The 15,483-nt window shown below is 70.6% G+C and carries 11 protein-coding genes; 9 read left to right on the top strand and 2 right to left on the bottom strand.

All coding sequences use genetic code 11. The features are described 5' to 3' along the window. Positions 1-56 precede the first annotated feature (56 nt). Positions 57-1,187 carry a hypothetical protein gene (locus ACWDV4_RS29005; RefSeq protein WP_449985184.1) on the bottom strand — a complete coding sequence of 377 codons (1,131 nt, stop codon included), beginning with the start codon at positions 1,185-1,187 and terminating at the stop codon, positions 57-59. Positions 1,188-1,562: 375 nt separating this feature from the next. Here ACWDV4_RS29005 and ACWDV4_RS29000 point away from each other — a divergent pair, with 375 nt between their 5' ends. The 3 genes from ACWDV4_RS29000 to ACWDV4_RS28990 all read left to right on the top strand — a co-directional run bounded on the left by ACWDV4_RS29000 (position 1,563) and on the right by ACWDV4_RS28990 (position 5,851). Further along, positions 1,563-2,831, top strand: a complete 1,269-nt coding sequence (locus tag ACWDV4_RS29000; RefSeq protein ID WP_449985181.1) for a hypothetical protein — start codon at positions 1,563-1,565, stop codon at positions 2,829-2,831. A gap of 159 nt (positions 2,832-2,990) precedes the next feature. Further along, on the top strand, positions 2,991-4,610 hold the full coding sequence (locus tag ACWDV4_RS28995; RefSeq protein WP_449985178.1) for a S8 family serine peptidase: 1,620 nt from the start codon (positions 2,991-2,993) through the stop codon (positions 4,608-4,610). After that, positions 4,607-5,851 (top strand): S8 family serine peptidase, encoded by a 1,245-nt coding sequence (locus ACWDV4_RS28990; RefSeq protein ID WP_449985176.1) that lies wholly within the window; start codon positions 4,607-4,609, stop codon positions 5,849-5,851. Before ACWDV4_RS28995 ends, ACWDV4_RS28990 begins: the two co-directional genes overlap by 4 nt. Before the next feature lie 64 nt (positions 5,852-5,915). On the opposite strand, the gene eccCa is transcribed toward ACWDV4_RS28990, so the two are convergent. Beyond that, positions 5,916-9,854, bottom strand: coding sequence for a type VII secretion protein EccCa (gene eccCa, locus ACWDV4_RS28985; RefSeq protein ID WP_449985203.1), 3,939 nt, complete (start codon positions 9,852-9,854; stop codon positions 5,916-5,918). 224 nt (positions 9,855-10,078) lie between these two features. On the opposite strand from eccCa, the gene eccD reads away from it, so the two are divergent. From eccD to ACWDV4_RS28955, 6 genes are all read left to right on the top strand, one after another. Next, the gene (eccD, locus tag ACWDV4_RS28980) at positions 10,079-11,476 is read left to right on the top strand and encodes a type VII secretion integral membrane protein EccD (protein WP_449985173.1); all 1,398 of its coding nucleotides are present in this window, start codon (positions 10,079-10,081) and stop codon (positions 11,474-11,476) included. Between the two features lie 3 nt (positions 11,477-11,479). Further along, entirely contained in the window at positions 11,480-12,877 is a 1,398-nt protein-coding gene (eccB, locus tag ACWDV4_RS28975) for a type VII secretion protein EccB (RefSeq protein WP_449985171.1), read from the top strand. An 80-nt stretch (positions 12,878-12,957) separates the two neighbouring features. Then, positions 12,958-13,320 (top strand): WXG100 family type VII secretion target, encoded by a 363-nt coding sequence (locus ACWDV4_RS28970; protein WP_449985168.1) that lies wholly within the window; start codon positions 12,958-12,960, stop codon positions 13,318-13,320. 35 nt (positions 13,321-13,355) lie between these two features. Then, positions 13,356-13,646 (top strand): WXG100 family type VII secretion target, encoded by a 291-nt coding sequence (locus tag ACWDV4_RS28965; RefSeq protein ID WP_449985165.1) that lies wholly within the window; start codon positions 13,356-13,358, stop codon positions 13,644-13,646. 129 nt (positions 13,647-13,775) lie between these two features. After that, on the top strand, positions 13,776-14,192 hold the full coding sequence (locus ACWDV4_RS28960) for a hypothetical protein (RefSeq protein ID WP_449985163.1): 417 nt from the start codon (positions 13,776-13,778) through the stop codon (positions 14,190-14,192). 63 nt (positions 14,193-14,255) lie between these two features. After that, positions 14,256-15,483: hypothetical protein (locus ACWDV4_RS28955; protein ID WP_449985160.1), on the top strand; the 1,228-nt coding region annotated here is incomplete at its 3' end.

Below are 15,483 nucleotides of genomic sequence, written 5' to 3'. Positions count from 1 at the left end.
GACGAAACACCTCGCTTCACGACGGACGGTTCGACGGAATGAATCGGTGTCGCGGGTCAGCCCGCCCGCGCCGTATCGTGCTCGACGGCCTCATCGACGTCATCGGCACAGAGGGCCGGAGCGTAGAGAACCGCGAGCGCCCGGTGCAGCGCCACGGCATCGACCTCGGGCGGCAAGTACCCGTTGGCGCGGATCTCCTCGAAGAGCGCGGGCTCCGGAGCCAGGTGATAGCTACGCAGGTAGTAACTGACCGCGTCGCTCCAGATCCATCGTCCGTCGGTGCGGAACACGATCGGCACCGCGTCTCCCCGGGCCGGATCGACAACGTCCGGGGTGAAGTCCGGCGTGATCAGCAGCGGCACGCCCGCGTCGAGGTACTGCGCTACCCGGTCGGCCTCGGCCTCGGTGAGTTCCAGGTGATCCGGTTCGAAGGTCGGGCCGACGCCGGGTTCGAACGTGTCGAACACCCGCGCAACGGCCGGTGTCTCCCCCGGAATCACGGTCCAGAGCAGCGCGGAGAAACCGAGGGCGGTGCGCTGGTAGGCGGGCAGGTCGTCAACCTCGACGAATGCCTCCACCTGCGGGTCTTCCTCGCCAGCCGCGGCGAGCGCGTCCTGCAGGCCAGCAGCGAGCACGGGCAGGAACGCTTCGTCGTCGGCTTGGAGCAGGTACACCCGGCGTGGTGGCGGCCACTGGGTGCCCAGCGCCGGGAACCGCCACGCACGCCAAAGTGCCCGGGCCGGCAGGTCCGCAGTGAGCGACGGCATCGCCACTACGGCGGCGGCGTCAATCTCGTCCAGCCCGCCCGGTCCGTCGTACGGCTGGGTCAGATCGACGGCGTACGGCACGGCGTCGCCGTGCTCGGCGAGCACCTCCGGGCGCACCGACGCGACCCCGTACAGCGACTGCGGGTCGGCCTCGGAGCGTTCCAGCTCGGCGAGCGCCTCTACGTCCTCATCGGCGGCGGTGAGGACGTCGGCCAGTAGCTCCGCGTCGGCTTCGGTCACCGTGACGCGTCCGGCGAGCGCGGCGAAGACCACCGCCTGGACGATCTCCACGAACTCGCCCGCGACCAACCAGCGCCGGGCCTCGGTGATCAGCTCGTCCGGCAGCCGACCGGCCATCCGCAATAGCAGCTGGTGAAAGGCGGCCGACCGCTCCCGCCGCACCTCGCCGATATGCGTCATCAACGCGCGCTCCTCTCCGGTGTCTCCTGCCGGCTTACGAACCCCGGCCGGGTCCGGCCACCTAGGACCCTCGACGGTCGACGGTCCGCTGGGTTCAATCCCACCGCGAAGTCCGGCCGATCGGCTGAAGGCCGTCAGCAAGGCCCCCGCCGCAGCCGACGGCCATCACCCGCGCCCGGATGAGTCGGAACGCCGGGCGAAGCATGGGTCGCGTACGGTCAGGGCCGAGCCCGCCCGGGCGAGTGTTCGCGAGGATGGTGCGCAATGGACAGGTGGGTCGCGAGCCGACCCGGTCGACGAGAAAGTCACCGGACGGCGGGAGGCCGAGCCGGCCGCGGACCCTCCCGTTCCCGTGGGCTGCTACTCGGTCTCGTAGTGGGCCTCGTCCCGATCTTCGCGTCCGCCGCGGCACTGGCCGCCCCGGTTTCACCGCACACCGCCCGGTCGCCCCTGCCCGGGATCGAGCCGACCGGACCACCCACTGCGGCCCTCGCCCCGTCGAGCACGAGCACGCCCGCGCGGACCGACGTGCCCACGGAGCCCCGCTTCTACGTGGTCGGGCCGCCTCGGGACGACCAGCGCGAGTACCTGTACCAGATCGCGGTGCAGACCCTCGGCGACGGCAACCGATATCGGGAGATCTTCGCGCTCAACCGTGACCGGCAGCAGCCGGACGGCAGCCGGTTGACTGACCCGCTGACAGCGTTGCAGCCCGGCTGGATCCTCGAACTGCCCGCCGATGCCGCCGGCCCGGCGGTACGCGTCGGCCCGCTGCCAACGGCGTCGCCCGCCCAGCCGGACCGGGCCGCCGGCACAGGGGACGGCACGAGCGCCATCCCGTACCTGGTCGGCGCTGTCGGGCTGGTCATGATGGCGGCCCTGCTGGCCGTGGCGCTGCGGCGGCTCGGCCGCGACCGTCAGCCGTCGGTGGGACGGCGAGGGACGGCCACGTCGCAGAACGTCGAGGAGATCACGTCCACGCAGGATGGCCGGCAGCCAACGGAGAAACTGGCGGGCGCGACCACCGGCACCGACGCTGCCCCCGAAGTCGCTGCCCTGGACGTCGTCGCCGAGCGGCCCGCGACGTTACTGACTCGGTCGGGCCGGTTGGTGGTGGAGTTGGAGCCGCTGACCGGAGCCCCGGACCAGCTCGACGTCCGTCTCCTCGGGACCGCACTCGAGGTCACCGCCGACACCGCGTGCGCCTGGCTCGTCGACGAGCAACTCCCCGAGGCGACGCTGCCGGTCGTCCTCGGTCGGCAGGGTGACCGGCGCCTGTTCGTCGACCTCGCTGCCGCACCGGACGTGTTCACGGTCACCGGCGTGCCGTCGGCCGCCCGGCGGCTGGCGCTGACGCTCGCCGAACAGCTCGCCGGGTCGGGCGTTACCGTGGGGATAGTCGGCGACGCGCTCGGCCCCGATGTGCCGGCCGGCTACCGGCGGATGGCGACCTTCCCGACCGCCGACGGTGACCTCGACGCGCCGGCGGGGCCCGGCGTCGTCTTCAGCGGCGGCCTGCGGGGGGCCGACCTGACCGCCGCGCGCGACTTGGCCGTGCGCACCGGTCACCGGGTGATTGCCGTGCTGGTGGGCGAGGTGGTGCGATCCCGCTGGTCGGTGCGGGTCACCGAGCCGAAGGGCTGACGCGGGTGCCACCCTGGCCGGGTTGTCGCACAAACCGCCCGGGCCACAGTACGGTCCCGCAGCTTCCGGCATCGGTTTGAACCGGCGATCCACCGGAGCGTTGTCGTAGAGGGCGGCCCTGTGCGCCCACGAACAACGGCAAGGCGAAGGAGGCGTCCGGTGACGACGAAGGTGCGGGCCTGGCCCAGCCTGGTGGGCAGCGTGGCCCTGGTAATCGTTCTGACGCACCCGACCGGGGCGGAGCAGACAGCCGGCGCGGCGTCACCGGCCGCAGTGCCCGTCGCGGTGTCGGCCGCCCCCGCTCATCCCATGACGGGCACGGCCACGCAGCGCAACACGTACGTGAAGTACTACATTGTGTCGGCCGGTCCGGATGGCGTCGAGAGTCTCGCCGCGATCGCCGGTCGGCTACTCGATTCCGCCGGCCGAGCCGAGGAGATCTACCGGCTCAACCGCGGCCGGCGGCAGGCGGACGGCCACACACTGACCGACTCACGTCAGCTGCACGCGGGATGGACGCTGATCCTGCCCTGGGACGCGGTTGGGGACGGGGTGCGTGTCGGCCCGATGCCGCCGGACCAGGATGATCAGCAGCCGTCCGGCGGGTCCCCGCTGCCGTCGCCGGCCCCAGGCAACCGACCGCCGACCTCGCCACGGTGCGTCAGCTCCGTGCCGACGCAGCCCGGTTCCGGCTGGGCCCAGGAGCGGATGGCGGCGGACCAGGCATGGGGTCGTACGCGAGGAGCGGGTGTGCTCGTCGCGGTCGTCGATTCCGGGGTGGACGCCAGCCTCCCGGAACTGCGTGGGCGGGTCGCGGTAGGTGCGGACATCCCATCCGGCAGCGGCCGCGGGGACGTCGACTGTTTCGGCTCGGGAACCGCGATGGCGAGCATCATCGGAGCCCGCCCGTCCGACATCACGGCACAGGCCGGCTCTGCGGCGGCGTTGAGCGCCCCGGTTACCGGGATGGCACCGGAAGCCACGATCCTGCCGTTGCGGATCGTGGGCGACACGCCGCGGTCCACGCCGGCCGACACCGCCACCGCCATCGAGGTCGCGGTGTCGGCCGGCGCCCGGGTGCTCGCCCTCGGTGCCTTCGTGGACGTTTCCGACACGACGGTGGCGGAGACGATCCGCAGGGCCTGTGAACATAATGTCGTGGTGGTGGCTTCCGCACCGACCGGCACCGACGCCGCACCGTCAGCGGACCCGGGCGGGTGGCCTGCGGCGCTGCTTCGTGTGGGTGGTGTCGGCCCGGAGGGGCAACCGGCAGCGGACTACCGGCCATCCGGGGTGGATGTGACCGCACCGGGCATCGACGTGGCCAGCCTCGGGGCCGGCGGATCGGGGGCCCGCGCCAACAGTGGCTCGCAGTACGCGGTCGCGTTCGCAGCCGGCACGGCGGCCCTGGTCCGGTCCGCGTTTCCAAACCTGGACGCGACGCAGGTCGTACACCGGATCAAGACCACTGCGGGCAGCGGCGCACACAGCGACGCCGACCCGGCGACCGGCTGGGGCATGATCAACCCGGGTGTCGCAGTCGTCGCGACACTCACCGAGGAGGCGTCCCCCGCCACGGATGACGACAACCGCTCCCAGCCACTGCGGATCCTCACCGTCGCTCTGCTGGTTGTGGTCGGGATCGCCGCCTTCGTGCTGCTGGCCCGGCGCCCCGCCGCCGACGACGGGGATGTCCCGGCCGGTGCCGCCGTTGACGGGGATGTCCCGGCCGGTGCCGCTGGGACGTCCGAGCCCGGACCGGCTGGTGCACGCGAGTGACCCGGCCGCCGGATCGCGCCGGCGTACTCGTCGCCGCGCTGCTGCTCGCCGGGCTCGTCAGCACGACGGCATCGACGCCGGCCCACCCGGCGACCGCACCGGCCCTCGCCGCCCAGGTGGTGGTCACGGCTCCGCCCGCCGCCGCGGACCCGCCCGCGCTGCCTCAGGTCACCGCGGGATGCGTGGGTGAATCGCCCACGATGGCCGCCACGGCACCCTGGGCCGTGAGTCGAATACTCCCCTCAGCGGTCTGGCCGCTGACCCGTGGCAAGGGCATCGTGGTGGCGGTGATCGACACCGGGGTGAGCTCCAGCAGCGTGGCCCTGCGTGGCGCGGTGCTACGCGGCACCGCCGTGGTGGGTTCCGGCACCGCCGACCGAGACTGCTACGGCCGAGGTACCGCGCTGGCCGGCATCGTCGCGGCCCGCCCGGTGACCGGTAGCGGCTTCGTCGGGGTGGCACCCGAGGCGACGATCCTGCCGATCCGCGTCATCGACGCGGAGGGCAAGGTTCCGCCGGGAGCGATCGCCGCCGGCATCCGGGCGGCGACCGCCGCGAACGCCGACGTCGTCCTGCTCGGCATCGGCACCCCCGCTCCCGACGCGGAGCTGCGCGACGCGACACGCGAGGCGATCGCCCGGGACCTCGTGCTCGTCGCGAGCGTCTCCGACGGCAGCGGGTCGACGGGAACCACCCGGCCCGCCCCCTGGTACCCCGCCGCCTACCCCGACGTGCTCGCCGTCGGCGGTGTGGACACGAACGGCGTACCTACCGAGGAGTCTCCGCCAGAGGCCGGCGTGGACCTGCTGGCTCCCGCCGCCGGCGCGGTGAGCGTCGCGCCGCAGGGCAACGGTCACTACGCCGTTTCCGGCCCCGCCGTGTCTGCCGCGTACGCGGCAGGGTCCGCCGCGCTGGTTCGCGCCTACTACCCGACCTTGTCCCAGGCCGAGGTGCGGCGCCGACTGGAGCTAACCGCCGAGCATCCGCTCGGTGAGTGGCCCACGCCCGCCGTCGGGTACGGCACGCTCGACCTGTACCACGCCCTCACCGCACTGGAGCCGGCTCGGACACCACTGCCGTCCCGGATCGCACCGTTGCGGCCACTGCCCACAGCCGGCCCCACCGATCCGACGAAGGTGATCGCCGCGTCGCTCGCCGCCAGCATGGTCGGCCTCGCCGGACTCGCGTACCTGGCGGCGATCACCGTACGCTGGGGCCGCCGGCGCCGCTGGCGGCCCTGAATCGCCCGCCCGAAGATCCGAAGGCGGTGCGAAGGTGGCGCGCCGACCGCGCTCGTCCCGATGGTCAGCCGGTCGGCCGGTCCCCCGACTCTTCCGTCGCGCTCCACGCGGTCTGGATCAGCCTGGCCCCACGCCGGGTGCAGAGCAGCGCCCGGCCCGGCGGGAGATTACGCGGCTTGACGTTGCCGAGCAGCGGGCCCTCGCTGGGCGGGCAGGAGAGCGCGACATCCGGGCTGTTGGTTTCCTGCATCCGACGCAGCAACGGATCCATCGACATCCGCAGGACATTGGCCGCGCCCCGCGTCAGCACCAGATGGAAACCGATGTCCGCACCCTGCGACAGGTACGGCAGCAGCGGCGTCAACGGGCTTTCGTGCCCGGCCAACAGGTCGTAGTCGTCAACGAGGACGAACAGCCGCGGGCCGGTCCACCAGTCCCGGCGGCGCAACTGCTCGGGGGTGACGTCGACGCCCGGCAGCCGGGGCCCGAGCCCGGCGACCGCGTCCGCCACGGTGTTCCGCGTCGAATCGGCGGAGACCGAGTAGCCCAGCCGGTACTCCGGCGGCACCGAGTCGAACAGTTGCCGACGGTAGTCGACCATCATGACGCGTGCCTCGGCCGGCGTGTACCGGGCCGTCACCGACCGGGCGACGTGGCGCAGCAGGTTCGTCTTGCCGCTCTCGGTGTCACCGAGCACCGTCAGGTGTGGCACCTCGGCGAAGTCGTGCCAGACCGGACGCATCGTGGCCTCATCCAGGCCGATCGCGACGCGGACGTCGCCCTCGGGCGCGGGTAGCGTGTCGGCCCGCAGCAGCGCGGGCAACGTACGCACCGGCGGCGCGGCCGGCCCGTCCCAGAAGGTGCCGACCAGGCTGGCCAGGCCGCGTACGCCGTCGGCGACGCTGTCGACGTCGGTGAGACCGTCGATGCGGGGCAGGGCGGCGTGGAAGTGCAGCTTCTCGGGAGTGAGACCGCGACCGGGCAGTTGTGGCACGGTGGCCGCTAGGCGTAGATCGATGGCGGAGTCGACCGGATCACCGAGGCGCAGTTCGAGCCGGGTGCCGATCTGATCGCGCATGGCATGGTGTACCTCGGACCAGCGCGACGCGCTCAGCATCAGGTGGACGCCGAAGTTGAGGCCTTGGGCGGCGATCTGCCGCACCGCGCCCTCCAGGGATTCGAATTCCTGCCGCAACGTGAACCAGCCGTCCACCACCAGGAAGACGTCGCCATACGGGTCGCCGGTGATCCGCCCCTGCGCGCGCATCATCCGGTAGGTCGCCATGTCGTCGACGCCGAGGTCGCCGAAGCGGCGTTCCCGCTCGGCGATGAGCCCGGTCACCTCGGCGACGGTGCGACCGACCCGGTCGGTGTCGAGGCGCCCGGCGACGCTGCCGACATGCGCCAGGTCGGCGAGTGCGCTGAGGCCGCCGCCGCCGAAGTCGAGGCAGTAGAACTGCACCTCCTCCGCGCTGTGTGTCAGGGCCAGGCTGCTGATGAGGGTACGTAGGAGGGTGCTCTTGCCGCTGCGCGGACCACCGGCGACACCCACGTGGCCGCCGATACCGGAAAGGTCGACGAGGAGTAGATCCCGCATTTGCTCGAACGGCTTGTCGACGAATCCCACGGGTGCGACGAGCCTCCCGTTTCCGGGCCAGCCGACGGCGGTGAGCCCGCGTTCGGGGTCGGGTGCCAGGGTGGGCAGCAGTTGGTCCAACGTCGGCGGGGCGTCCAGCGGCGGCAGCCACACCTGGTGCGCCGGCGGCCCCTGGTCGATCAGCTGCTCCACCACGACGCTGAGCACGCTGCGCTCGGTCGTGGGCTCGTCGGCATCCACCGTCTCCGCTGCGGCCGGCTCGACCGCCGCCTGCTCCGGTTCCTGGACCGGCACGTAATCCAGTGTGTACGGCACCACCTGCCGCTGCACGACATCCTGCCGTACCCGCGCGGTCGTGCTCCGGTACGGGCCGGAGACGTACCCGGCCTTGAACCGAATCAGTGTCGACACGTCGGTACGCAGGTACCCGTTGCCCGGGGCCGGCGGCAGTTCGTACGCGTCGGCGACGCCGATGACCGAGCGGGACTCCATGGCGGAGAAGGTACGCAAGCCGATCCGGTAGGACAGGTGGGATTCGAGCTGGGCGATGCGGCCGTCGTCGATGCGTTGGCTGGCCAGCAGGAGGTGCACGGCGAGTGAACGGCCGAGCCGTCCGATCATCACGAAGAGGTCGATGAAGTCGCGATGGGCGGCGAGCAGCTCGCTGAACTCGTCCACCACCACGAACAGGGTGGGCAGCGGGTCCAGCGGGGTGCCCTGGGTGCGGGCCCGCTCGTACTCCAGCACCGAGCTGAACCCGCCGGCCTGGCGCAGCAGTTCCTGGCGGCGGACCAGCTCGCCGTGCAGCGCGTCCCGCATCCGACCGACCAGCGCCGCCTCGTCGGCGAGATTGGTGATCACCGCCGAGGTGTGCGGCAGCCGGTCGAGGCCAAGAAAGGTGGCACCGCCCTTGAAGTCGACGAGGACGAAGTTCAACGTCTCCGAGGAGTGCGTGGTGGCCAGCGCCAGCACCAGGGTGCGCAGTAGCTCACTCTTGCCGGAGCCGGTGGCGCCGATGAGCAGGCCGTGCGGCCCCATCCCACCGAGCGCCGACTCCTTGAGGTCGAGTGCGACCGGCTGACCGATGGCGTCGATGCCGATCGGGACCCGCAGCCGCTCTCCCGCCCGGCGCGGCGTCCACAGGCGGGTGAGGTCCAGTTCGCGCAGGTCGGGGATCCGCAGCATCGCACCGAGGTTGAAGTCGGTCTTCAGCGTGTCCGCCGGGGTCTCGGTCACCAGACCCAGCCGGTGGGGCGACAGCGCGCGGGCCACCACGGCGGCCCGCACCGGGCTGAGCCGGTCGGGGGTGGCGAGCCGGGTGCGAACCTCGCCGCCCACCCGGTCCTGTCGGAGCATGCGCAGGTCGTCGCCGTCGACCTCCAGGCAGAGCACGCGCTTATCGGCTGCTGGCGTCGAGTCGTCCAGGTCGATAAAGACGGCGTTGCGGTAGCCAGCCGTCGCCATCCGGCTTCCGTTGCCGAGGCGGCCCCCGTCGCGGACCACGACGACGTACGGCTCGTCGCGGCTCGGGACGGTCCCCGACTCGTACTGCGGTCGGGCGGTGAAGTCCTCGCCGAGACGCTGCTCGGTCTCCTCGATGGTGCCGCCGACGAGGCGGACGGATCCCGCCGTGTCCTGTTCGGTCGGATGCTGCAGGTGCGGCAACCACTTGGCCCACTCCCACTCGGCTGCCGTCTCGTCGGACAGGCAGAGCGCCAGCCGCGCCTCCTCCGGGGCGTGGAAGCTCACGAGCTGTGCCAGCAATGCCCGGACCACCCCCCGGGTCTGGTCCTTGTCGCCGGCCACGCGGATCTGCGCGAAGCCACGCAGGAACAGGGCGATCGGCTGGTCGGGGACGGTGGTGTAGGCGCGGATGAAGCGACGCAGCGACTTCGCCGCCACCGGTTCCAGGTCCTCGACCGGCTTGGTCTGCAGCGGTGTGATGCGCACCGCGAGGCGCTGCTCGCCGGTGCCGACCCGGATCTCGCAGAAGTCGGGGTGGGTGGGGCGTCGCTCCCAGCGTCGCGACGTCGTCACCAGCGACCAGAGGGAATGCGGATCGGGGTGCTGCCACTCGCTTGCTTCGCGCTGGCGGAGCACGTGCTTGCGTACGCGTTTGCGGTTCTGCGCGAGGTAGCGCAGGTAGTCACGGCGGTCGCCGCCGAGCTGGGACTTGCGTTCCATGCCGCCCACCGCGATCTGGCCCACCACCATGCCGGCGAGCGCGACGGCCATCAGCGCGAGGAGGACCCAGGTGAACGCGCCGCCGCTACGGCTGATGAACAGCAGCACCATGACACCGGACATCAGCACCATCGGCAACATCAGGAACGCCTGCCGCAGCCCGTTGCGCTGCGGCTCGGGCAAGGCCGGAGGCTCCTGGAGACTTATCTCGCCGGACGGCATCTCCGGACCGTTGCGCCGTGCCGGGCGTCGAAACAGCACCGTACTCAAGAGACAGCCTTTCACGTCGCGGGCTCGGACCCGCATCCTGAGCTGACGTCGGACCGGCGCACGCCGCCGACGCCCGACACCTGTACGACGGAGCCGAGGACGGCCGGGTCAACGCGGTCGCGCAAAATTTCGGAAACAACCGTGAACCTGGCCCGGCGCGCGCCGTCGTGAGGGTCGTGAGGGTCACCGCCCCAGCGGAGATGTGCCGCCTCGTCGTGTCCGGGCCGACACGCCAGGTCGAGGTCGCCGTGCCGGCCAACGTGCTGGTCGGGGACCTTCTCCCCGCGTTGCTCCACCGCCTTGGCGACAACCTGGCCGACGCTGGTCTGGCGCACGGCGGCTGGGTGCTGCAACGCCTGGGTGACGCGCCACTGGACGAGGAGAGCACAGTCGCGCTGCTCGGGCTGCACGACGGCGAGACGGTCTACCTACGTCCCCGTGCCGATCAGCTTCCTCCGGTGGCCTTCGACGATCTCGCCGATGGCATCGCCACCGGCATGCGCGGCCGAACCGGACGGTGGCGCCCGGAGATGATCCGTTGGGTCACGCTCGGCGCGTTCGTGCTCGTGTCCTGTCTGGGTGCCGTCACGTTGGCCCTACCCGGTCCGCCACTGGCCCGGGCGCTGTGCGCTGCCACTATCGCGGTGCTCGCCCTGGCCGGTGCCTTCGCACTCACCCGGGCCGGTGCCGACCGGCCCTTCGGGCTGGCCACGGCGGTGACCGCGATCGTGTTCGCCGCGCTGGCCGGGACGATCGCCCCTGATCTGACCCGGGACAGCCTCCCGCTGGTCCCGGCTGGCCCCGAGGTGTTCACCGGCTCAGTATCCGCACTGGTGGTGGCGCTGCTGGCGGCGGTCCTCGTCGGCTGGGCCGGGCCGTTCTTCGCGGGCGTCGTCGCCGCCGCACTCCTCGCCGCCGTCGGGTCGGGACTGTGCGCGTTCGTGGGGCTCGACGCGGGGCAGGCCGCAGCGGTGGTCGCGGTCGTCGGCACGGTGGTGACCGTACGTGTCCCGCTGGTCGCCTTCCGACTCGCCCGCATCCATCTGGCACCGCTGCCCACCGAGGCGGAACACCTACAGGAGGAGATCGACCCCGAGCCGAGCGAGCAGTTGATGGCCCGCACGGCCTCGGCCGACCGGTACATGACGGGGCTGTACGGTGGTGCGGCGGCCGTTGTCGGTGTCTGTCTGCTCCTCCTCGCCACCGCCGGCGGCTGGGCCGCCTGGACGTTGCTCGGGCTACTCGCCACCGTCCGGCTCCTGGCAGCCCGCGCGATGACCAGCGCGTGGCATCGTCTCACGCACGTCCTGCCCGCGGTGGCGGGGCTCGTCGCGTTGACCGTGATAGGTCTGGCCCACGCCCCCATGTTGCTCCGGCTGCTCGCACCAGTGGCGCTGCTACCCCTGGCCGGCGCGCTGCTCTTCCTGGTCGGGCACCTCCTGCCCGGCCGCCGGCTCATGCCCTACTGGGGACGGGTCGCCGACATCGGGCAGCTCAGCGCCACGGTCGCCATGCTGCCGGCGCTACTAGCGGTGCTCGGGGCGTACGCGGCCGCCCGGGCTCTGGCGGGCTGAGCCGTGCAGTCGCGTCGAGACCAGGTGCAGGCCCAGACATATGTCCTGGGCCGGCTGACCGGTGCGCTGGTCGCCGCCGAGCCGGACGGCTTGGAAAACCCGAATCGGCGTATGGTCGTCGGCTCGGTCGCCGGGATACTCGTCGCCGCGGTGCTCGTCGTCGGATTCGTGATCTTCGGGCTCATGTACCCGGGCGGGGCCACGAAGTGGCGGAAGCCGGGTGTCCTGGTGGTGGAGAAGGAGACCGGCAGCCGGTATGTCTACACCGACGGCCTGCTGCGGCCGGTGCTCAACTACACATCCGCGCGGTTGCTCCTCGGTGCCGAGTTCGAGGTTGTCACCGTGTCCCGCAACTCCCTCAGAGACGTGGCGCATGGGCAGCCACTCGGCATCGCCGGCGCACCCGACGCGCTACCCACCGCCACCGCCGTCGACCGTCAGGTCTGGACGGTCTGCGCGCTGGCGATGTCGGACGCGGCGGGTACGACGTCCACGGCGACGACCGTACGCATCGAGCAGCCGACCGGCGACGCACGCCGTGACCGGCCTCTCGACCGGGACCAGGCGATCCTCGTCGCCGCCAACGACCGGAGCTTCCTGGTGTGGCAGGGACGGCGGCTGCGGCTGACCGAGCCCTGGCTGGCCCGGGTTCTCGGCTATGACCGCGACCCGCTGCCGGTGGAGAGCGGCTGGTTGGAGTCCATACCGGTGGGGGCGGACATCGCGCCGCCCGACGTGCCCGGCCGAGGCGGCCCGGGGCCGCTGATCGACGGCCGTCACGGCGTCGTGGGTGAGCTCCTCACCGCCCGAAGTGCGGGTGGTGAGGAGCGACGCTATGTGCTCCAGCAGGACGGACTCGCCGAACTCAGCCCCATGGCGTACAGCATCGTCGCCGCCGACCCCGCCACGGTGCAGGTGTACAACGGGGGGCCAGTGCGGCCACGTGAGCTGAGTCTCGCCGCTCTGGCCACCCTGCCGGTGGTACAGAAGCCGGCCTGGGTGGAGACGTTACCGGCACCCCCGCCGAGCCTGGCGGGGTCGCCGGAGAAGGGCACCTGGTGCGTGCGCCATTCGCTGGCGGACGGGGCAGTCGAGCTGACCGTGGACGTTCCCGCCCCCGTCTCGTCGACGCCGTCGGAGGGTGTCGGCGTCACCCGTACCTCGGCGAGCGCTGCGGAAATCTCGGTGCAGCCCGGGGTGGGTGGTCTCGTGACCGCGAGCCGCACGGACCCGACGGGCTTTTACCTGGTCACCGATGCCGGAGTCAAGTACCCGGTGGGCTCGGCCTCCGTAGCGACCCAGCTCGGTCTCTCATCGGCGGCGGCCCACCCGGTGCCGCGCCAGCTGCTGGAGATGTTGCCGACCGGCCCATCGCTCAACATCTCCCCGGCAGGTGGATAAGCGGTGGTCGAGTCCCGCCCCGGCAGGAAAGCGACATCGCGCGGCCCAGCGCGGTGAGGTACCGGTCATGAGGGAGTGATATGGCACAGGATCGCAAGATCGTCGATGAGGCGAGCACCGCCGACCTCGTCAGGGCGTTCGCGCAGGCCAACTCGGACCAGGCAACCGCGCAGAACGCGGCCCGCTCAGCACAGGGGGACCTCGCCGCGGGTTGGCAGGGTCAGGCGTCCCAGTCGTTCGGCAACACCCTCGACGAGTGGTTGGCCGGCCTGACCAAGGTCACGGCCGCGCTCGAGTCGCTGAGCGACAACATGGTGGAGTTCGCCCGGCAGACCGCGACCACCGAGGACGACAACATCAGACTCGCGCAGTCGAACGGAGCGTCGTCCGGGATCGCCCCGTCCGTGGCCACCTCCGCCAGCCCGGTGGCGAGCTGGACCTGACAGGGGCAGACAAGACGGAACCGGAGGTAACGAGAATGGCGAACTACGCGGTCCACACCGGCGCGATCGACGACGGCCAGAGCAGTCTTCGCGCCATCACCGCCAAGTTGGAGGAGTCGCTGGCAGCGCTCACGGCCAAGGCCTCGGCGTTCAAGGCGGCCAACGAGGGTCTGGCGATCGAAGGCTACGCGGAGGCGCAGCACCTCTGGGAGGCCGGCCTTCGTGAGATGAACGGGGCGTTGAGCAGTCACACCGCACGACTAGGGCAGATCGGGGCAAATTACGTCGATGCTGACCTGATGGGCAGCTCGTTGTTCCGCCGTTGACGAGGATGGTCGGTGAGGCCTGACGTTCACCGGGCCAGATGCCCCGGCAAGTCGGCCGGGCGGCACGGGGCGACCCCGCGCCGCCGGGCCGGGCCACAGCGACGGTACCGACGAAGAGGAGGCACACGGTTGGCAGAGGACCTGAGGATCGACGACGCGTACATGATGTCGGTGGTCCAGAAGCTCAAGCAGATCCGCAACGCGATCACCATGGTCAGGGCTGGTGTGGACCCCAACAAGGACCCCAACAACATGGCAAGCCCGCACGGTCAGCACCTCAACAGTCTCGTGATCAGCACCGGGTCGACGCACTTCAAGTCGGGCGTGGACCTGAAGACGCGTATCGCGACTGTCGGTAGCCAGGTCGACCAGCGGCTGAGCGCGGCCGATCAGAAGCTGTCGAGCTACGGCCAGAACCTGGAGCGGATCATCAGTGACACCGACTCCATCGAGGAGGCCAACACCTCCTACTCGGCGAACACCAAAACCGCCAACTCCAACTCCAACCCCAACACCAGCACCAGCACCAGCACCAGCACCAGTTGAGCCGCTTCCACGACGCCAAACCCTCACGACCGCTTGCTCCGCAGATGGTGAACCGAGGTCCCGATGACTCAGCCAGATCCGCTTCCGACCGACCTGCCGCCCTGGGAGCGAGGCCTCCGCGAGGTGCTCGGCGCTGAAGAGATGAACAGCAACCACTTCACCCAACCAGCCTGGATCAGCCTGACGAACGTGGGCTTCTACGTGAACTCGAAGCACAAGCCGTGGGAAGATTCGATGGGCACGCCAGACCAGAACGAGTTCACGATCTACCGCCGCACGGCCAGGGGTGTGGAGGTCAACTACGCGCCACGTGCTCGGGCTGCCGACATATCGCAACTTTCCTCGCAGCAGTTCGACCTTGCCTACTACATCATCAGGGGGAAGGTGAACTGGTTCGAGAAGTCGGGCCAGTTCTCGCCCGAGGACTACTGGCACGAGTTCTACGACAGGTCGAAAGCGGCGGTGAAGAGTCCTCCGCACCCCCCACTCCTCCATCCGGAAACATTTCACGAGTCCGCCAATTCCTTTGACAACCTCGCGCTGTGGCTCGAAGACGCGGCGCGGCGTCTGACGGCGGAAGTCAACAACCTCGGCGGCGAGGACTCCAGCTTCCGGGGCGCGGCGGCGGAAGGGCTCCGGGAGTCGCTCACGAACCTCCGGGACGAGTTGAGCCTGCTTCGCGAGGACCTCCGAACCGCTGACGATTGGGCAGCGATGCTGGACCGGAATGGTGATGCTGCGACAACCTTCCTTACAGAGATCAACAAGGCATGGGATGCATTCGACGTTCATCCGGGACGGTACCCGCGGACGATGGTCGTGGCCGCGATGCGGGACATCGAGAAGGCCATCGACGAGCTTGGACAGCGGACCGAGAAGTGGAATAACCAAGCCCGGTACGAAAACTTGCTCATAGTCTGGGAAGAGCTCACCGAGTGGAAGATTCCGATCGACATCGGCAACAACGTGAAGAAGGAATACGACTTCATCGATCCGGGACAGGCGCTCGCCGATCTCAACGCCGATATGCATGCATTCTTCGCCGAGGCTGCACAGGTGTTGCACAACACGATGGCAACGCAGTTCCAGAATCTGCGCGAAAGTTTCGAGACAACCTACCAGAAGCTCGTTGACCCGCGGACGTACACGGCGCCCCCGTCATCGGACAGCCTCGACAACAAGCTCGACCTGAACAGTGTCCTGGGCAACGCCGGCGGTACCGGAGCCGGCGGTAACACGGACATCAACAGCCTCCTCAGCAAGGTCGGCAGCACCGGAACCGGCGGTAACA

The sequence above is a fragment of the Micromonospora sp. NPDC003197 genome, assembly GCF_053590565.1.
Note: the sequence above shows the minus strand (reverse complement) of the source record. Positions and strands in the feature narration are given on the sequence as shown.